Annotated in this window: 19 protein-coding genes and 1 pseudogene; 19 read left to right on the forward strand and 1 reads right to left on the reverse strand. The window is 61.6% G+C overall.

Going from position 1 to position 19,051, the window contains the following annotated elements; all coding sequences use genetic code 11:
* The 3 genes from WLY71_RS22830 to WLY71_RS22840 all read left to right on the forward strand — a co-directional run.
* A partial coding sequence (locus WLY71_RS22830) for an iron-containing alcohol dehydrogenase (protein WP_347805350.1) occupies nucleotides 1-768 on the forward strand: 768 nt, incomplete at its 5' end.
* A gap of 154 nt (nucleotides 769-922) precedes the next feature.
* Nucleotides 923-2,488, forward strand: coding sequence for an amino acid permease (locus WLY71_RS22835; protein WP_283180611.1), 1,566 nt, complete (start codon nucleotides 923-925; stop codon nucleotides 2,486-2,488).
* 137 nt (nucleotides 2,489-2,625) lie between these two features.
* Nucleotides 2,626-3,081 (forward strand): VOC family protein, encoded by a 456-nt coding sequence (locus WLY71_RS22840; RefSeq protein ID WP_347805351.1) that lies wholly within the window; start codon nucleotides 2,626-2,628, stop codon nucleotides 3,079-3,081.
* Between the two features lie 14 nt (nucleotides 3,082-3,095).
* Here the strand turns inward: WLY71_RS22840 and WLY71_RS22845 are convergent, their stop codons facing one another.
* A complete protein-coding gene (locus WLY71_RS22845; RefSeq protein ID WP_347805352.1) occupies nucleotides 3,096-3,257 on the reverse strand; it encodes a DUF2986 domain-containing protein in 162 nt (53 codons plus the stop codon).
* A gap of 157 nt (nucleotides 3,258-3,414) precedes the next feature.
* Here WLY71_RS22845 and WLY71_RS22850 point away from each other — a divergent pair, with 157 nt between their 5' ends.
* From WLY71_RS22850 to WLY71_RS22925, 16 genes and pseudogenes are all read left to right on the forward strand, one after another.
* Nucleotides 3,415-4,875 carry a M15 family metallopeptidase gene (locus WLY71_RS22850; protein ID WP_425589955.1) on the forward strand — a complete coding sequence of 487 codons (1,461 nt, stop codon included), beginning with the start codon at nucleotides 3,415-3,417 and terminating at the stop codon, nucleotides 4,873-4,875.
* A gap of 108 nt (nucleotides 4,876-4,983) precedes the next feature.
* Complete coding sequence (locus tag WLY71_RS22855) at nucleotides 4,984-5,655, forward strand: GntR family transcriptional regulator (protein WP_347805354.1); 672 nt, start codon at nucleotides 4,984-4,986, stop codon at nucleotides 5,653-5,655.
* A gap of 114 nt (nucleotides 5,656-5,769) precedes the next feature.
* Entirely contained in the window at nucleotides 5,770-6,702 is a 933-nt protein-coding gene (locus WLY71_RS22860; RefSeq protein WP_347805355.1) for a 4-hydroxyproline epimerase, read from the forward strand.
* Entirely contained in the window at nucleotides 6,699-7,814 is a 1,116-nt protein-coding gene (locus WLY71_RS22865) for an NAD(P)/FAD-dependent oxidoreductase (protein ID WP_347805356.1), read from the forward strand. The genes WLY71_RS22860 and WLY71_RS22865 overlap by 4 nt, the downstream gene beginning before the upstream one ends.
* A complete protein-coding gene (locus WLY71_RS22870) occupies nucleotides 7,807-8,043 on the forward strand; it encodes a (2Fe-2S)-binding protein (RefSeq protein ID WP_008157207.1) in 237 nt (78 codons plus the stop codon). Before WLY71_RS22865 ends, WLY71_RS22870 begins: the two co-directional genes overlap by 8 nt.
* On the forward strand, nucleotides 8,040-9,296 hold the full coding sequence (locus tag WLY71_RS22875) for an FAD-dependent oxidoreductase (protein WP_347805357.1): 1,257 nt from the start codon (nucleotides 8,040-8,042) through the stop codon (nucleotides 9,294-9,296). Before WLY71_RS22870 ends, WLY71_RS22875 begins: the two co-directional genes overlap by 4 nt.
* A 74-nt stretch (nucleotides 9,297-9,370) precedes the next feature.
* Nucleotides 9,371-10,120 carry an AraC family transcriptional regulator gene (locus WLY71_RS22880; protein ID WP_347805358.1) on the forward strand — a complete coding sequence of 250 codons (750 nt, stop codon included), beginning with the start codon at nucleotides 9,371-9,373 and terminating at the stop codon, nucleotides 10,118-10,120.
* A gap of 251 nt (nucleotides 10,121-10,371) precedes the next feature.
* Entirely contained in the window at nucleotides 10,372-11,190 is an 819-nt protein-coding gene (locus WLY71_RS22885) for an ABC transporter substrate-binding protein (protein ID WP_347805359.1), read from the forward strand.
* A gap of 10 nt (nucleotides 11,191-11,200) precedes the next feature.
* The gene (gene lhpI, locus WLY71_RS22890; protein ID WP_347805360.1) at nucleotides 11,201-12,979 is read left to right on the forward strand and encodes a cis-3-hydroxy-L-proline dehydratase; all 1,779 of its coding nucleotides are present in this window, start codon (nucleotides 11,201-11,203) and stop codon (nucleotides 12,977-12,979) included.
* Nucleotides 12,972-13,637, forward strand: a complete 666-nt coding sequence (locus tag WLY71_RS22895) for an amino acid ABC transporter permease (RefSeq protein ID WP_008157202.1) — start codon at nucleotides 12,972-12,974, stop codon at nucleotides 13,635-13,637. Before lhpI ends, WLY71_RS22895 begins: the two co-directional genes overlap by 8 nt.
* Before the next feature lie 10 nt (nucleotides 13,638-13,647).
* Nucleotides 13,648-14,298, forward strand: a complete 651-nt coding sequence (locus WLY71_RS22900; RefSeq protein WP_008157201.1) for an amino acid ABC transporter permease — start codon at nucleotides 13,648-13,650, stop codon at nucleotides 14,296-14,298.
* Nucleotides 14,291-15,013 carry an amino acid ABC transporter ATP-binding protein gene (locus WLY71_RS22905; protein ID WP_347805361.1) on the forward strand — a complete coding sequence of 241 codons (723 nt, stop codon included), beginning with the start codon at nucleotides 14,291-14,293 and terminating at the stop codon, nucleotides 15,011-15,013. The genes WLY71_RS22900 and WLY71_RS22905 overlap by 8 nt, the downstream gene beginning before the upstream one ends.
* Nucleotides 15,014-15,162: 149 nt before the next feature.
* The gene (locus WLY71_RS22910) at nucleotides 15,163-16,191 is read left to right on the forward strand and encodes a trans-3-hydroxy-L-proline dehydratase (protein WP_076030925.1); all 1,029 of its coding nucleotides are present in this window, start codon (nucleotides 15,163-15,165) and stop codon (nucleotides 16,189-16,191) included.
* A gap of 137 nt (nucleotides 16,192-16,328) precedes the next feature.
* Nucleotides 16,329-17,246 carry a dihydrodipicolinate synthase family protein gene (locus WLY71_RS22915; protein WP_347805362.1) on the forward strand — a complete coding sequence of 306 codons (918 nt, stop codon included), beginning with the start codon at nucleotides 16,329-16,331 and terminating at the stop codon, nucleotides 17,244-17,246.
* A 73-nt stretch (nucleotides 17,247-17,319) separates the two neighbouring features.
* A complete protein-coding gene (abaF, locus tag WLY71_RS22920) occupies nucleotides 17,320-18,717 on the forward strand; it encodes a fosfomycin efflux MFS transporter AbaF (RefSeq protein WP_347805363.1) in 1,398 nt (465 codons plus the stop codon).
* 166 nt (nucleotides 18,718-18,883) lie between these two features.
* Nucleotides 18,884-19,051: pseudogene (locus WLY71_RS22925) on the forward strand (aldehyde dehydrogenase (NADP(+))); the annotation flags it as partial.

Raw genomic sequence — 19,051 nt, forward strand, 5'->3', positions numbered from 1 at the left:
GACGAAGGCAGCATCGCCCCGATCATTGCGGTGCCGACCACGGCGGGTACCGGCTCCGAGGTGGGCCGTGCCGCGGTGATCATCGATGAGCGTACGCACACCAAACGCATCATCTTCCACCCGAAGATGATGCCGCGCGTGGTCATCAGCGACCCGGCCCTCACCGTCGGCATGCCGGCCAAGGTCACTGCGGGCACCGGCATGGATGCGTTTGCGCATTGTCTGGAATCGTATTGCGCTCCCGGCTTTCACCCCATGGCCGAAGGGATTGCGGTGGAAGGCATGCGCCTGGTCGCCAATGCCCTGGTGCGAGCCGTACACACACCCTCGGACCTGGAGGCACGAGCGGAAATGCTCGCTGCGGCCGCGATGGGCGCTACCGCTTTCCAGAAAGGCCTGGGCGGGATGCACGCCCTCTCACATCCGGTGGGCGCCCTGTACGACACCCATCACGGCATGACCAATGCCACGTTCATGCCCTATGTCCTGAAATTCAATCGCCCGGCCATCGAGGAACGCATCACCCGCCTCGCGGCTTATTTGCGTCTGCCCTCGCCCGGCTTCGACAGTTTTCTGGCCTTCGTCCTCAAGTTGCGCAAGGACATCGGCGTGCCCCATACGCTGGTTGAGCTGGGGGTGGATGACCGGCAGGCCGACCTGATCGCGGACATGGCGATTGTCGACCCTTGCGCCGGCGGCAACCCGCTGCCATTGACCCGAAATGGCGCGGCAGAAATTTTCGAAGCGGCGTACCACGGCCGTCTGTAGAGCAGTTGTCTGTCCATGGCCAAGGTGCGAACTCGCAGCATGGACGGTGTTTATCCGTAAGAGACAGGAGCAGTACGACAAGGGGTTGAAGGCCAGCCCATCCGGCACCGTAAAACCCGGATGGATGCGTATCAAAACCTAAGGGGCACACAACATGAATCCAGCAAGCCAGCCCGGCACGAGCGCGCCGCAAGACGATGACGTCAAGGTGCTGCACAACATGGGCTATGCCCAGCAGCTCTCACGACGCATGGGCGTTTTCTCCAACTTTGCCATTTCCTTTTCGATCATCTGCATCCTCTCGGGTGGTATCAACTCACTCGCTCAGGGCACCTCGGGTGCGGGCGGTGCGTCAATTGGCATCGGCTGGCCGATCGGTTGCCTGATCTCCGGGGTTTTCGCCATGGCCATGGCGCAGATTTCCTCGGCCTACCCCACCGCTGGTGGCCTCTATCATTGGGGTTCGATTCTCGGTAACCGCTTCACCGGATGGCTGACCGCGTGGTTCAACTTGCTCGGGCTGGTCACCGTGCTCGGTGCGATCAACGTCGGCACCTATTACTTCTTTTTCGGCGCCTTCGGACCGGCCCTGGGAATGGAAGACACCACCACGACCCGGGTGATTTTCCTGGCGATCCTGACCGGTCTCCAGGCCTTGTGTAACCACCTGGGTATCGGCCTGACCGCGAAGCTCACCGACTTCTCGGGCTATCTGATCTTCGCCACGGCGCTCGCGCTGACCATCGTCTGCCTGATCTCTGCCCCCAGTTATGAGTTCGCCCGGTTATGGACCTTCAGCAACTATTCCGGCGAGGCTGGCGGCAGCGTTTGGCCACAGGTCTCGAACGGCTGGATTTTCATGCTCGGCCTGCTCTTGCCGATCTATACCATCACGGGCTATGACGCCTCTGCGCATACCTCGGAAGAGACCCGAAATGCCGCCATGTCAGTGCCGCGCGGCATGGTCATGTCGGTGGTCTGGTCGTTGCTGTTCGGCTGGGTCATGCTCAGTTCGTTTGTGCTGATGCTGCCAAGCATGGACGAGGCGGCGAAGCATGGCTGGACCGTGTTTTTCTGGGCCATGGACACCCAGGTCAATCCGACTGTGAAGTTGGCGCTTTACGTGGCGATTTTCATCTCGCAATTTCTTTGCGGGTTGGCGACCGTGACCTCGGTCTCACGCATGATCTTTGCGTTCTCCCGTGACGGCGGCCTGCCCTTCTCCAAAACACTGGCCTCGGTCTCGCCGACCCTTCGCAGCCCGGTGGCAGCGATCTGGACCGGTGCCACGCTCGCGGTGTTGTTCGTCTGGGGATCGTCGGTGATCTCGGTCGGCGAAACGCCGGTCTATACCATCGTGGTGTCCTGCACGGTGATCTTCCTGTTCTTCTCCTTCATCATTCCCATAGTGCTGGGCCTGTTTACCTACGGGACTTCGAAGTGGCCGACCATGGGGCCGTGGAACATGGGGCGCTTCTGGTACACAGTGTTCGCCCTCCTCTCGATCCTCTCGATGGTGATCATTTTCGTCATCGGCATCCAGCCACCGAACGATTGGGCGCTGTACATCACCATCGGTTTTCTGGTGCTGACGGCCATCGTCTGGTTCGGTTTTGAAGCCCGACGCTTCCAGGGTCCGCCGATTGGCGACATGATCGTCAAGCGTCAGGCTGAAATTGCGGCGGCTGAAGAGGCGTTGAACAAACGGGCCGGGAGCTGATCGCCACAGCCATAAAAATACGGACCTGTGGGAGCGAGCTTGCTCCCACAGCGATCATTGCAACGCAACAGCGCGGTTAATGGCATGCTGAGCCCGGTTTGTGATTGAACAATCTCGAGATCAGGAGGAGGCATGCAATGGAACTGAAGTTCAGTCACGTCGATGTACTGGTCAAGAACCTCGAAGAAGCCTGTGCGTACTACGCGCAGATACTGAAAGCCAGGATCTCCAAAACGCTCGTCTGGGAACGAGGTGGCCTGCACGTGCGCTACGCGATTGCGCTGATCGGCCAGGAGCGTTTCATGCTGGTACAACCGTTGGCGGGGAATCTGAAGGAGCTATTGGACTCCTCGGGCGAGGGGATGATTTATCGCCACTGCTACTCGACACCGGACATCGAGAAGGCCTATGACGAATTGATGGTCGCCGGTGTTCAGCCAGAAGACGAAAACGGAGAGCCATTGGCCCGCGCGAACCTGCAATCCCCGTCCGGGGCACGCATCATCTGGTTGCCCAAGCGCTTCGGACACTTCTCTATCGAGATCCTGGAAAACAAGGCGCTGGAGGCATTTATCGAGGCTGCGTTTGCCTGAGTGAGCTACATAGATCAGCTCTCAGAGGAAATGATTGAGTCGTCACTGGATTCAGCAGCCAGCTTCAATCGGTCAGCTTTACTAATGTATTTAGACTTGCTTGACGGTGCCAATTTGGCACTGGCTTTTTTGGCGTGGGCCTTTAATAACTGCTGTATTTTTTTACGACGATTCATTTTTTCTACTCGGCTTGTCAGTTTTCGAATGATATCAGCTTGTGGTTTGCGCAAAAAAGCAGAAGCAGCCCCGGTGCCGCGGGTCGTGCGTTATTACTGTCACCCGCTTGACCCTCCGCCAGATCCAGCTTGAGAATCGGCCTCTTTGGAGCCTCGCATGCCCCCTCACTGCACCCTCCAGCCTCTGCCCTCCTCGACACTGTTTTCGCTTCGGCGATGGATCCTTTGCCTGAGCATTATCGCGCCCGGCATCGCCGGTGCAGAGACACGACCCGAGAACATGGTTTATCTGCGTACGATTGATCCGGGCATCGAGCAAGACATTCGCTATGCCAGCGCTCGTAACTTCACCGGGCACCCACTCGACGGTTACGCCGCGGCACAGTGCCTGTTATCGCTGGACGCCGCCAAGGCCCTCGCTCGGGTACAAACAGCATTGCGTGCGCAAGGCTACGGTTTGAAGGTGTTTGACTGCTATCGGCCCAGCCGTGCCGTTGCCGATATGGGGCGTTTTGCTTTGGTGCCGGGTGACCCACGCAAGGCCGAGTTCTATCCGCGCGTGGACAAGCAGGACTTCTGGCGTCTGGGTTACGTGGCACGGGTGTCGAACCACTCCAAAGGCTCAACCGTGGATCTGACACTGACCGGGCCCGATGCCCTGCCCGCCGATAGTTGGACGCCGTCAGCCAATCAAGTCGATTGTACGGCCCCCTATGGCCAGCGTTGGCGCGACGGCGCGCTCGACATGGGCACGGGGTTCGATTGCTTTGATGAGCGCGCGCATACCGACAACCCGACGATCAGCGCTGCCGCCAGGGACAATCGCCAGAAGCTCAGCAGGGCCATGGAGAAAGAAGGGTTTACCGGGTACTCGAAGGAATGGTGGCACTTCACATACAGTGGGGAAGGTTCTCCGAAGAACGTCATGGACTTCCCCATCACGCCGCTGGGTACACGCGATGTTCTCGACACCGCCAATCAGCTGATCGTGGTCACCACAAAAAACTGGACTGACATCCAGGGCACGGCCCAGCGCTACGAACGGCAGGGCAACACCTTTCGAAAATACGAAGGATCGTTTCCGGTGGTGATCGGCAAGAGCGGGCTGGCGTGGGGCAAGGGCCTGAGCAGCGTTGAGCAACGCGAAGGTCCGGTCAAACGTGAAGGTGATGGCAAAGCACCTGCCGGGGTATTCAAACTGGGGACGGCGTTTGGCTACGACAGCACGGCCGACACCAGACTGCCTTACCTTGCGCTGACGTCGACCATCGAATGCGTGGATGACAGCCACTCCGCACGCTACAACGAGCTTGTCGATGGAGCGACTGTTTCGAAAGACTGGAACAGCTCCGAACGTATGCGTCGCGATGACGACACGTATCGAAAAGGCATTTTCATCGAGCACAATACGCCGGCGTCCCCAGCCTCGGGCTCGTGCATTTTCTTCCACATCTGGCGCGGTCCCACCTCCCCGACGCTGGGTTGCACCGCCATGGATCAAGCGGATATTTCTCGCTTGTTCAATTGGCTGGATCCTCGCCAGTCCCCTCTGCTGGTTCAAATGCCCGAGGCGCAATACGAGCACTTTCGCGAAAGCTGGAACCTGCCCGAACGTTGATAGCGTCAGCATTGGCAGACGGTGTCTGGAAGTCCTGTCCATCGACGAAGGAACACCCAAGGAAAATTCGTATACCATATCTACAATTCAACCCTAACGATCACGACCGTGGCCCTGACAAAACTCAACGCTCCCGACCTTGGCAATTCGCCTTCGACGTCGGAAATCATCACCCGTCATCTGCGTGACGCCATCGTCGCCGGGCATTTCGCCGAGGACGAGCCGATTCGCCAGGACGACATTGCCCGCCAGTTCAACGTCAGCAAGATTCCGGTGCGCGAAGCGCTCAAGCGTCTGGAGGCTGAAGGCCTGGTGATGTTCCAGCGCAATCGTGGGGCGATGGTCACCCGGGTTTCCGATGCGGAACTGGCTCAGATGTTCGAAGTGCGCATGCTGCTCGAAGACAAGGTGCTGCGCCTGGCCATTCCTAACATGACCGAAGACACCTTCGCGCGCGCCGAACGCATCTGCCAGGAGTTCATCGGCGAAGATGATGTGGGGCGCTGGGCCGAGCTCAACTGGGAACTGCACTCTTGTCTTTACGAACCGGCGCAACGACCGTTTCTGGTCAGCCTGATTCGCTCGGTCAACGACAAGCTTGAGCGCTACCTGCGCATGCAGATGAGCCTGTCGGCCGGCAAGGAACGCGCCGATCACGAACACCGGGAAATCCTTGCGGCCTGCCGCGCCGGTGACGTGGACCTGGCGGTGAAGTTGCTCGACGAGCACATTGCCGGCGTCTGCAAGACCCTGTTCGAGCACCTGCCTCACCACCACTGACAGCTCGCCGCACTGTGCTGATTTCGTCATCGGCACTGGATAAAACCATCAAGCCGGCAAGCCCTCGCACAGGCCACTCTTTCGTTCACTCATCTGAACGGGCGTGGCCAACTTATGAAACGCATCACCGTGATCGACTCCCACACCGGCGGCGAACCCACCCGTCTGGTGACCGCCGGTTTTCCTGACTTGGGCAGCGGCAGCATGGCCGAACGTCGACAGCGGCTGGCGAAACAGCATGATCAATGGCGCGCCGCTTGCGTGCTGGAACCCCGAGGCAGCGATGTGCTGGTCGGCGCCCTGCTCTGTGAGCCGGTAGACCCGAGCGCCTGTGCCGGCGTGATTTTCTTCAATAACAGCGGTTACCTCGGCATGTGCGGCCACGGCACCATCGGCCTGGTGGCCTCGCTCGCGCATCTGGGCAAGATCGGCCCAGGGGTGCACAGCATCGAAACCCCGGTGGGCACGGTGCAGGCGACGCTGCACGAAGACCATTCGGTCAGCGTGCGCAACGTGCCGGCGTACCGTTACCGTAAAGCGCTGTCGCTGCAGGTGCCGGGGATCGGTCAAGTGACCGGCGATGTCGCCTGGGGTGGTAACTGGTTTTTTCTGATTGCCGAGCATGGCCTGCGCATTGCTGGCGATAACCTCGATGCGCTGACCGCCTACACCTTCGCCGTCCAGCAAGCACTGGAGGCTCAGGGTATTCGCGGCGAAGACGGCGGCTTGATCGACCATGTCGAGCTGTTCGCCGATGACGAGCAGGTCGACAGCCGCAACTTCGTCCTCTGCCCCGGCAAGGCTTACGACCGCTCGCCCTGCGGCACCGGCACCAGTGCCAAACTGGCGTGCCTGGCGGCCGACGACAAATTGCAGCCGGGACAGATCTGGCGTCAGGCCAGTGTCATCGGCAGCGAGTTCGAAGGTTCCTACGAACTTCAGGGTGAGCGCATCGTGCCGACCATTCGCGGTCGCGCCTTTATCAGCGCCGAAGCCAGCCTGATCATCGAGCAGGACGACCCGTTCGCCTGGGGCATTCGTCCGTGAACGAGGGCCTGGTGGCCGATGTGATCGTGATCGGCGCCGGCATCATCGGCGCCGCTTGTGCCCAGACGCTGGCGGGGCGCGGCTTGCGCGTGCTGGTGCTGGACGCCGGCCTGCCCGGCGCTACGGCGGCGGGCATGGGCCACTTGCTGGTCCTCGACGACAATCCGGCCGAACTGGCCCTCAGTCAGTATTCTTTGCAACGCTGGCGCGAACTCGCGCCGGCCCTGCCCGACGGCTGCGCCTACCGTTGCAATGGCACCCTCTGGCTGGCCGCCAATGCCGAAGAAATGGCCGTCGCCCACAGCAAATACCTGAACTTGCAGGCCCAAGGCGTGGCCTGCGAATTGATCTCCAGCAGTGCCTTGCACCAGCGCGAACCCGAATTGCGCGAGGGCCTGGAAGGCGGTCTGCTGATTAATGGCGATGGCATTCTTTATGCTCCGGCGACGGCCCGCTGGATGCTCGACACACCGAACATCAGCCAACGCCGGGCGCGGGCCAGCGAAGTCGATGGTAACCGCGTGCGACTCGACGACGGCCACTGGCTAAGCGCCGAAGCGGTGATTCTGGCCAACGGCATCCAGGCCAACGAGCTGTGCCCGGAGTTGCCGATCGAGCCGAAGAAAGGCCACTTGCTGATCACCGACCGCTACCCCGGCAAAGTCACCCACACCCTGGTGGAACTCGGTTACGTCACCAGTGCCCACAACGCCATTGGCCCATCGACGGCGTGCAATATTCAGCCCCGGCCGACCGGGCAACTGTTCATCGGCGCCTCACGACAATTCGGCACCACCGACCCGCAAGTCGAGGGCTGGATGCTGGCGAAAATGCTCAGACGTGCCACCGATTACATGCCAGGGCTGGCTCAGCTCAACGGCATCCGCGCCTGGACCGGCTTTCGCGCTGCCAGCCCCGACGGTTTACCGCTGGTGGGTCAGCACCCGCAACGCAAAGGTTTATGGCTGGCGGTCGGTCACGAGGGCCTCGGCGTGACGACCGCCCCCGGCACCGCCGACCTGCTGGTCGCGCAGTTGTTCGACGAAACGACGCCGCTGGCCGCACAACCGTATCTGCCGCAACGTTTTCTCGGAGAGCCCGTTTATGCCTGAATTGATGCTGGACGGACGTGCCCTGCGGGTTGCCGAAGGCACCAGTGTCGCCGCGGCACTGGCCCTGAGCGGCGATGGCTGCACGCGCACCTCGGTCAGTGGCCAACGCCGCGCACCGCTGTGCGGCATGGGCATTTGCCAGGAATGCCGGGTGACCATCGACGGTCGCCGGCGCCTGGCCTGCCAGACGCTGTGCCGTGACGGCATGCACGTGGAGACTCAAGCATGAGCGAATACGCCGACCTGCTGATCATCGGTGCCGGCCCTGCCGGCATGGCCGCCGCGCTCGCTGCGGCGTCAAGCGGTGCACGCATCGTCCTGCTCGACGACAACCCGCTGCCGGGCGGGCAAATCTGGCGTGACGGGCCTCAAGCCAATCTGCCGAACCCGGCGCGTCAGATGCGCGAGCGACTGGAGGCGTGCAGCAACATCCACCGTCACCCCGGCACTCGGGTGATTGCCTGCGCCGGGCCGAAACAACTGCTGGTCGAAGACGCCGATCGAGGCTGGGTGATCGGCTACGACAAACTGATTCTGTGTATCGGTGCTCGCGAGTTACTCCTGCCCTTCCCCGGCTGGACGCTGCCCGGTGTGACGGGGGTTGGCGGCCTCCAGGCATTGATCAAGGGCGGCCTGCCAGTGCAGGACGAGCGCGTTGTGATTGCCGGCAGCGGACCGTTATTGCTGGCCAGCGCCGCCACCGCGAAACACAACGGCGCCCGGGTGCTGCGCATCGCCGAGCAGGCCAGTGCGGCCGCCGTCGCCGGTTTCGCCGCGCAACTGCCACGCTGGCCCAACAAACTGATGCAGTCAGTCACGTTGTTCGACCGCCATTACCGTACCGGGACCTATGTACTGGCCGCCCTGGGCAATGAGCGGCTGGAAGGTGTGCGCCTGCAACAGCAAGGAAAAATCGTCGAACTGGAATGTGATCGCCTGGCTTGCGGTTTCGGTCTGGTGCCTAATACCCAACTCGGCCAGGCCCTCGGCTGCGAACTTGAAGATCAGGCAATCGCCGTCGATGCCTGGCAGACCACTCGCCGCGCCGATCACTACGCGGCGGGTGAATGCACCGGTTTCGGTGGCAGTGAACTGGCATTGGTCGAAGGCGCCATCGCTGGCCACGCCGCCGTCGGTGACCTTGATTCGGCACGAGCATTGTGGCCTCGTCGTGCGCGTTGGCAGGGTTTCGCCAACGCCCTCAACAAGGCATTCACCCTCGACCCGCAACTCAAGTCGCTGGCACAATCCGACACCTTGGTGTGCCGTTGCGAAGACGTGCCTTACGCAGCGCTTGCCGGGCACACTGACTGGCGCGACGCCAAACTGGCCAGCCGCTGCGGCATGGGCGCTTGCCAGGGCCGGGTGTGTGGCGGCGCGTTGCAGCACCTGTTCGGCTGGCAACCTTCGTCACCACGGCCGCCATTCAGTCCGGCGCGGATCGAGACCTTGCTGTGCCTGGACGACACCCCACCGGCCTGAATGCCGGCCCGGGGCTTTCGGGTCCGTCGCCGAGTCTTTATGATCCCGGGCATTGCCTCCAGACGCCCAGCGCCATGTATGCCTCGCTCACTACCTTCAAACCCTGCGACCTGTCCACCCTGCTGAGCAGTCTGCAGCCGATCGCGGCGTTGCTCGACACCCTGTCGGACGTGGTGTTTTTCATCAAGGACAGCGAGGCCCGCTACGCCTTCGTCAACCAGACCCTGGCCCGGCGCTGCGGCTTCAAACACAGTGACGAGCTGCTCGGGCTCACCGCCGACATGGTCTTTCCCGAGCGCTTCGGCCCGCTGTACACCGAGCAGGATCGACGGGTGCTGTCCACCGGCCGCGAACTGGCCGACCAACTCGAACTGCACCTGTATTACGGTAACCAACCGGTCTGGTGCCTGACCCACAAACTCGCGCTGCGCGACCTGCAAGGTCAGATCGTCGGCCTGGCCGGTATCTCCCGCGACCTGCAAACGCCACAGTCCAGCCATCCGGCCTTCCAGAAACTCGCGGCGGTGGACGCGCATATCCGCCGCCATTTTGCCCGGCCTATCAGCCTCGCCGAACTGACCGCAATCGCCGGGTTTTCCGTGGCGCAGCTGGAGCGCCATTGCAAACGGGTGTTCCAGCTCACCCCGCGGCAGATGATTCACAAGGCGCGCCTGGAAGAAGGCTCCCGGCTGTTGCTGCACACTGACCTGCCCATCACCGAGATAGCCCTGCGTTGCGGTTACACCGATCACAGCGCCTTCAGCCGGCAGTTCCGTGCCTTGACCAGTCTGGCGCCGAGTCAGTATCGCGAAAGCCGTCGCTGAACCCCAGGCAAGTGTTCCTTTAAGGGGCGCCTGGCGCCCCCACTGCTCCCTTCTGTAACACCGCCTGATACGGCCCGCCGAGGCGTTCTTCTCCTACTCCCCGCTCCCACAATCTTGTAAGACCTTTAGCTCAAGGCTTGGCGATTAATTCTCGCCTCTGTTCGCAAACAGGCACGTTCATTGCTAATCACATATCGTATACGAAATTCACAATACGATATCCAACAGCACTTTCCGACAACGAGGCCTCTATGAAAAACCCCGCATTTGCCGTAGCCCTCAGCGCTGTTCTCAGTACGTCCTTCATCGCCACCGCCCAGGCCGACAAGCTCGACGACATTATTGGTTCGGGCAAGCTGCGTTGCGCCGTGACCCTGGACTTCCCACCCATGGGTTTCCGCGATGAAGGTAACAACCCGGCCGGTTTCGACGTGGACTACTGCCGCGACCTGGCGAAAATTCTCGGGGTCGACGCGGAAGTGGTTGAAACGCCCTTCCCCGACCGAATCCCGGCGCTGGTGTCCGGGCGTGCGGACGTGATCGTTGCCTCCACGTCCGACACCCTCGAACGGGCCAAGACCGTGGGCCTCACCGTGCCGTACTTCGCCTTCCAGATGGTGGTGCTGACCCGCGACAACACCGGCATCAACAGCTTCGCCGATATCAAAGGCAAAGCCTTGGGCAACACCAGCGGCACCTATGAAGCCATCGCCCTTGAAAAAGACGTGAAGAGCTGGGGAAGCGGCACCTTCCGCGCCTATCAGTCGCAGAACGACACGCTGCTGGCAGTCGCCCAAGGCCACATCGACGCCACCGTGGTCACCAACACCGTGGCCGCCGCCACGATCAAGTCGGGAAAATACAAGAACCTGAAAATCGCCGGTAACGCGCCGTACACCATCGACTACGTGTCCCTGGGCGCCAAGCGCAACGAGTATGGCCTGCTCAACTACCTCAATCTGTTCGTCAACCAGCAGGTGCGCAGTGGCCGTTACAACGAGCTGTTCACCAAATGGGTCGGTACCGAGATTTCACCCTCCGACCTGACCGTGCCTAAGGTCTATTACTGAGGTGTCCGGCATGCCTAGGCCAACCTCTCTGACCGGTCGCAGCCTGGTCGCCGGTGCCGCACAAGGCGCCGTGCTGTTTGCCGATGTCGGGCTGAGTTTCTGGGGCGGGGTCGACCCGTACAGCGGCGAGGTCATCGACTGTCACCACCCGCTCAGCGGCGAACATCTGGCCGGCCGGGTGCTGGCGATTCCCAGTGGCCGCGGCTCGTGCACCGGCAGCAGTGTGCTGATGGAACTGATCAGCAACGGTCATGCGCCGGCCGCACTGGTGCTGGCCGAACCCGATGAGATCCTGACCCTGGGCGTGCTCGTGGCACAGACCATTTTCGAGCGTTCCCTGCCGGTGCTGTGCATCGGCCGGGAGGCCTTCGCCGCCTTGCGCGGCAAGGCCTTTGCTCGGGTCGAAGCTTCAACGGTGACCGTGTTCGACCGCCTGCCGGGTGATGCCTGGCAGGCACTCGACAGTCCGTTGCAGACAGCAGAAAAAAGCACCGCTATCGAACTCACCGAACACGATCAGGCGCTGCTCGACGGCGAGCATGGCAAGGCTGCCCAGGTGGCCATGCAGATCGTCCTGCGCATGGCCGAACTGCAAGGCGCCCGCCACTTGGTGGATGTTACCCAGGCACACATCGACGGCTGCATTTATACCGGACCTGCGAGCCTGCGCTTTGCTGAGCAGTTAGTGCAGTGGGGAGCAAACGTACGGGTGCCGACCACCCTCAATTCCATTTCTGTCGACCAACGCCGTTGGCGCGAGTTGGGCATTGATCCGGCACTCGGCGTACCGGCCAGTGCTTTGGGCGACGCGTACATGGCGATGGGCGCACAGCTGAGTTTTACCTGCGCGCCCTACCTGCTCGACAGCGCGCCGAAGGCCGGCGAGCAAATCGTCTGGGCCGAATCCAACGCCGTGGTTTATGCCAACAGCGTGCTCGGCGCACGCACCCTGAAATACCCAGACTACCTGGATATCTGCATCGCCCTGACCGGCCGCGCTCCCCTGATCGGCTGCCATCTGGACGCGCAACGTAAAGCGAGACTGCAAATCGAATTACCGGTTTTGGGTGAGTTGGACGATGCCTTCTACCCCCTGCTCGGTTACCACATCGGTGCCCTGGCCGGCAGCCGGATTCCGCTGGTGCTGGGGCTGGAACATAGCAAGCCGAGCCTGGATGACCTGAAAGCCTTCGGCGCTGCTTTCGCCACCACCTCCGCCGCGCCGCTGTTCCATATCGCCGGGGTGACTCCGGAAGCACTCGACCCGACGCAGGTGCTGGAGGCGGATGATCCTGTGCCGGTGGAAAAAATCCGCCTGAAGGATTTGCTACTCAGCTGGCGCGAACTCAACAGTGCCCGCGACAACCGGGTGGATGTGGTCTCGCTGGGCAACCCGCATTTCTCTCTCAGCGAATTCGCGCATCTGGCGCGGCTGTGTCGGGGTCGGCACAAACACCCCGAGGTGGTGCTCGCCATTACCTGCGGTCGTGCGGTGCTGGAGCAGGCGCGCGAGGCTGGACATATCGCGGTGATCGAAGCCTTCGGCGCGACCCTGGTCACCGATACCTGCTGGTGCATGCTCGGCGAGCCGGTGATCCCGTTGGCCGCCAAAACCTTGATGACCAACTCGGGCAAGTACGCCCATTACGCACCCGGCCTGGTGGGCCGCAAGGTGCACTTCGCCAACCTCGCCGAATGTGTCGACGCCGCTTGCAGCGCCACGGCCAGCGGTCGTTTGCCGGGCTGGCTGCAATCGGCCGCCTCTCTGGAGAGCCACGCGCATGTTTGATTACACCTTCCAATGGCGCGCGACCCTGCGCGCCCTGCCGGACATGCTCGCCGGCGCCTGGGTCACCTTTGAGACCGCCGCGCTGTCGATGATCTTCGGCGTGCTGATCGCCCTGGCCCTGACGGTGATGCGCGAAACCAAACAACCGTTGTTGCGCGGCATCGGCAATGGCTGGGTGTCGATCGCCCGCAACACCCCGTCGCTGTTCCAGATCTATGTCCTGTACTTCGGCCTCGGCTCGCTCGACTTGCATGTCAGCTCATGGTTCGCACTGCTGGCAGGGATCACCTTCAACAACGCCGGCTACCTGGCGGAAAACTTTCGCGGTGGCCTCAAGGCTGTGCCGGGCACGCAAGTGCGCGCCGCGCGCTCGCTGGGCATGAGCGCCTTTCAGGCTTACCGAATGATCATCGTCCCGCAGCTGCTGCGGATCGTGTTCTACCCGTTGAGTAACCAGATGGTCTGGGCGGTCTTGATGACGTCGCTGGGGGTGATCGTGGGGCTGAACAATGACCTCACCGGCGTGACCCAGGACTACAACGTCAAGACGTTCCGCACCTTCGAATATTTCGCCATCGCCGCGGCGCTGTATTACCTGATTGCCAAGGCGATCGTCGCCGTCGCCCGGCTGATGGCCTGGCGACTGTTCCGCTACTGAGGAGGTGAGCATGTTGACCACCAGTTTTTCCTGGAATGACCTGCTGTTCCTGCTTGATGGCGCCTGGGTCACTCTGAAACTCACGTTCTGGTCGATCATCCTCGGCTCCTTCGCCGGGCTGCTGTTCGGCTTGCTGCGGGCGCTGTTGCCGCGCGCCAGCCTGCCGCTGGCGTGGGTGCTGGACGTGTTTCGCAGCGTGCCGTTGCTGATCCAGTTTGTGTTGTTCAACTCGCTGAAAAGCATCGTCGGTTTGAACATCAGTGCCTTCAGCGTTGGCTGCATTGTGCTTGGGGTCTACGCCGCCGCGTACTTCACCGAGATCGTGCGCAGCGGCGTGCTTTCTGTGCCGTTCACCGTGCGCCGGGCCAGTCGCTCGCTGGGCCTGAGTTTCCTCCAGGACCTGCGCTGGATCGTCCTGCCAATGGCCACGCGGGTGGCCTTTCCCGGCTGGCTGAACCTGGTACTCAGCGTGATGAAAGACACCGCGCTGGTGATGTGGATCGGCATCGTCGAACTGCTGCGTGCCTCGCAAACCATCGTGACCCGCATTCAGGAACCGCTGCTGGTGCTGTGCATCGCGGGCCTCATCTACTACGTCATGAGCCTGGTGGTCGCTCGTCTGGGCGCTCGTCTGGAAAGAAGGTGGCAAGAAAATGATTGAGATCGACAACGTACACAAATCCTTCGGCAACCTCGAAGTGGTCAAGGGCGTCAACCTAACGGTGAACAAGGGCGAGGTGGTGTCGATCATCGGCGGCTCCGGCTCGGGCAAATCGACCCTGCTGATGTGCATCAACGGTCTGGAGCCGATCCAGAAAGGCAACATCCGCGTCGACGGTGTCGAGGTCCATCACAGCGCCACCGACCTCAACCGTCTGCGGCAGAAGATCGGCATTGTCTTCCAGCAATGGAACGCGTTCCCGCACCTGACCGTGCTGGAAAACGTGATGCTGGCGCCGCGCAAAGTGCTGGGCAAGAGCAAGGCGGAAGCCGAGGAATTGGCGGTTAAACAACTGACCCACGTCGGTCTGGGCGACAAGCTCAAAGCCTTTCCCGGCAAGCTCTCCGGCGGCCAGCAGCAGCGCATGGCCATCGCCCGCGCCTTGGCCATGTCGCCGGATTACATGCTGTTCGACGAAGCCACTTCGGCCCTCGATCCACAGCTGGTGGGCGAGGTGCTCGACACCATGCGCATGCTCGCCGAAGACGGCATGACCATGGTTCTGGTGACCCATGAAATCCGCTTTGCCCGCGATGTGTCCGACCGCGTGGCGTTCTTTCGCGATGGTTTGGTGCATGAGATCGGTTCACCTGATCAGGTCATTGGTAATCCGGTGCATGCGGAAACTGCGGCTTTCCTGAAATCGGTGAAATAACTAATGGCCCCATCGCGGGCAAGCCCGCTCCCACAGGGTTTGATGGTGTACACAAAATCGGTGGCCGACACAGATCACTGTGGGAGCGGCGGTGCGGCGATCCGACTTGCCCGCGATGAGGCCCTAATGGACAAAACAAGGAGCAGACAATGCGTTCATCGAAAGTGATTCACGTGGTCAGCTGTCATGCCGAAGGCGAAGTCGGCGACGTGATCGTCGGCGGCGTCGCCCCACCACCCGGGGCCACCGTGTGGGAACAGTCGCGCTGGATTGCCAAGGACCAAACCCTGCGCAACTTCGTGCTCAACGAGCCGCGCGGCGGCGTGTTCCGCCACGTCAACCTGCTGGTGCCGGCCAAGGATCCTCGGGCGCAGATGGCCTGGATCATCATGGAGCCGGCCGACACCCCACCGATGTCCGGCTCCAACTCGCTGTGCGTGGCCACTGTGTTGCTCGACAGCGGCATCCTGCCGATGACCGAACCGCAAACCCGGCTGGTGCTCGAAGCCCCAGGCGGGCTGATCGAAGCGGTGGCCGACTGCCGTGACGGCAAGGTCGAACGGGTGGAAATCAAGAACGTGCCCTCCTTCGCTGACCGCCTCGACGCCTGGATCGAAGTCGAAGGCGTCGGCTCATTGCAGGTCGACACCGCGTACGGCGGCGACAGTTTTGTGATCGCCGACGCCAAGCGCCTGGGCTTTTCCATTCGTCCTGATGAAGCCGCGGAGCTGGTCGAGGTCGGACTGAAAATCACCCGGGCGGCCAATGAGCAACTGGGCTTTGTCCATCCGCTGAACCCCGAGTGGTCGCACATTTCCTTCTGCCAGATCGCGGCGCCCCTCGTCTATGAAAATGGCATCGCCACCGGCGCCAACGCGGTGGTGATTCAGCCCGGCAAGATCGACCGTTCGCCGACCGGCACCGGCTGCTCGGCGCGCATGGCGGTACTGCAGGCCAAGGGATTGATGCAGGTCGGCGAGCGTTTTATTGGCCGTTCGATCATCGGTTCCGAGTTCCACTGCCGCATCGATTCGCTGACGGAAGTGGCCGGCCGCCCGGCAATTTACCCGTGCATTTCCGGCCGGGCCTGGATCACCGGCACTCATCAATTGCTGCTCGATCCAAGCGATCCGTGGCCACAAGGCTATCGACTGTCTGACACCTGGCCTGGGGCTTGAGCACAGCCTTACAAACCCTCACCAAAATCTCTGACCAACGGCTAGCAAAAAACCCCTCGTAACTGAAAAAAGCACTGGCCGAGTCTTTTCACTTGCAATATCGTATACGAAATACAATTAACGAACCGGAGGCAACAATGAGCAAGCGCATTAACTGGAGTGGTGTCTTCCCCGCGGTGACCACTCAATTCAACGACGACTTCTCCATCAACCTGGAAAAAACCCACCAGGTGATTTCCAACGTGATCCGTGACGGCGTGTCGGGCCTGGTGGTGTGCGGTTCGGTGGGGGAAAACACCTCGCTGACCGCCGAAGAAAAAATCGCCGTGACCGAAGTCGCGGTCGACGCTTCCCGCGGCCGCGTGCCGGTGATCTGCGGTGTGGCCGAATTCACCAGCGTGCAAGCGGCCAAGGTCGCCAACGCCGTGCGCCGGGTCGGTGTCGACGGGGTCATGCTGATGCCGGCGCTGGTCTACGGTTCCAAGCCGTTCGAGACCGCCGAGCACTACCGCTACGTGGCGAAAAACGCCGACGTACCGCTGATGGTTTACAACAACCCGCCGATCTACAAAAACGACGTCACCCCGGACATCCTGATTTCCCTGGCCGACTGCGACAACGTGGTGTGCTTCAAGGATTCCTCCGGCGACACCCGTCGTTTCATCGACGTGCGCAATGAAGTCGGCGATCGTTTTGTGCTGTTCGCCGGCCTTGATGACGTGGTGTTGGAAAGCATCGCGGTGGGGGCCGAAGGCTGGGTCTCGGGCATGTCCAACGTGTTCCCGAAAGAAGGCGAAACCATCTTCCGCCTGGCCAAGGCTGGTCGCTTCGCCGAAGCCATGCCGATCTACGAATGGCTGATGCCGATCCTGCACCTCGACGCCCGTGCCGACCTGGTGCAGTGCATCAAGCTGTGCGAAGCCATCGCCGGTCGCGGCAGCGCCCTGACCCGTCCACCACGCCTGGCCCTGCCGGAAGCCGATCAGGTTTTCGTCGAGCATATCATGGCCAAAGCCCTCGCCAACCGTCCGGAACTGCCGGACGTCGGTCTCTGAGTGATTGCCGGGCGGGTCCCTTGCGGAATCGGCCCGGCTACCTGTTTTTTGCGCCTCTACAGGAAACGTCAGCATGTCCAATCCTCACAGCACCGCCCGCGCAACCACACCCTCGGGACTCAAACGTGTCGTGGCCGCCGCGATGGCCGGCACGGTCGCCGAATGGTATGAATTCTTCCTCTACGGCACCGCCTCGGCACTGGTCTTCGGCCAGCTGTTCTTTCGCCAGACCGACAGCCCGATCGATGGCATTCTCGCTGCCTTCGCCTTGTATGCCGTCGGATTTCTTGCCCGCCCGCTGGGTGGTTTGGTGTTCGGTCACTACGGTGACAAGTTCGGCCGCAAACGCCTACTGCAACTGAGCCTGGTGGTGGTCGGCATCACCACGTTCCTGATGGGTTGCCTGCCAGGCTTCGACCAGATCGGCTATGCCGCGCCTGTGTTACTGGTGCTACTGCGGCTGATTCAGGGTTTCGCCTTCGGTGGTGAATGGGGCGGTGCGATTCTGCTGGTGTCCGAACACTGCCCGGACAATCGCCGAGGCTTCTGGGCCAGCTGGCCGCAAGCCGGCGTGCCGGCCGGTAACCTGGTGGCGACTGTCGCGTTGCTGCTGTTGTCGTCGAACCTGTCGGAGGAGCAGTTCCTCGCGTGGGGCTGGCGTGTAGCGTTCTGGTTCTCGGCGGTGGTGGTGCTGATCGGCTACTGGATTCGCACCAGCGTCGATGACGCACCGATCTTCAAGGAAGCCCAGGCTCGTCAGGCACAAAACAAGCAACAACAGCTGGGCGTGGTCGAAGTGCTGCGTCATCACTGGCGTGCGGTGCTGGTCGGTATCGGCGCGCGGTTTGCCGAGAACATCCTTTACTACACCGTCGTGACCTTCTCGATTACCTACCTGAAACTGGTCGTGCACAAAGACACCTCGGAGATTCTGTTTCTGATGTTCGGCGCGCACCTGCTGCATTTCTTCATGATCCCGCTGATGGGTTATCTGTCCGACCTGGTCGGGCGCAAACCGGTGTACCTGACCGGCGCAATCCTCACCGCGTTCTGGGGTTTCATCGGCTTCCCGATGATGGACACCGGCAACAACTGGCTGATCATCGGGGCAATTACCCTGGGCCTGGCGATCGAGTCGATGACCTACGCGCCCTACTCGGCGCTGATGGCCGAAATGTTCCCGACCCACGTGCGCTACACCGCGTTGTCCCTGTGCTATCAGGTGGCACCGATCTTCGCCGGCTCGTTGGCGCCGCTGATTGCCCTCACCCTGCTCAACAAGTACCACAGCTCGACACCGATCGCCTGGTACCTGGTCGGCGCCGCGCTGATCTCCATCGTCGCCGTCGGCCTGACTCGAGAAACCCGGGGTAAGTCGCTGCATGTGGTGGATGCTGAATCCGCTGCGCGGATCGCTGGACTGGACACCGCCGAACCCGCCATCCCGCGCCGGGGTGACTCGTTGGCTTGAAGTCGCCAAAAGATCGCAGCCTGCGGCAGCTCCTACAGGGATCGCGTATGTCCACAAATTATTGGGTGTACGCAGCTTGTGTAGGAGCTGCCGCAGGCTGCGATCTTGGCGATCTGGCAAACAGAAAAAGACTTGCCTGAGCCCCCTTTTCCAACAGGAGTTTTCCATGCCCCACATCATCGGCCACAACTACATCGGCGGTGCGCGCAGTGCCGTCGGCAACATCACCGTGCAAAGCCATGACGCGAGCACCGGTGAAGCGCTGCCCTACTCGTTCATGCAAGCCACCGTTGAGGAAGTTGAAGCCGCCGCCCAGGCAGCAGCTGCCGCATAC

The organism is Pseudomonas rossensis, assembly GCF_039888995.1.
Taxonomy (GTDB): domain Bacteria; phylum Pseudomonadota; class Gammaproteobacteria; order Pseudomonadales; family Pseudomonadaceae; genus Aquipseudomonas; species Aquipseudomonas rossensis.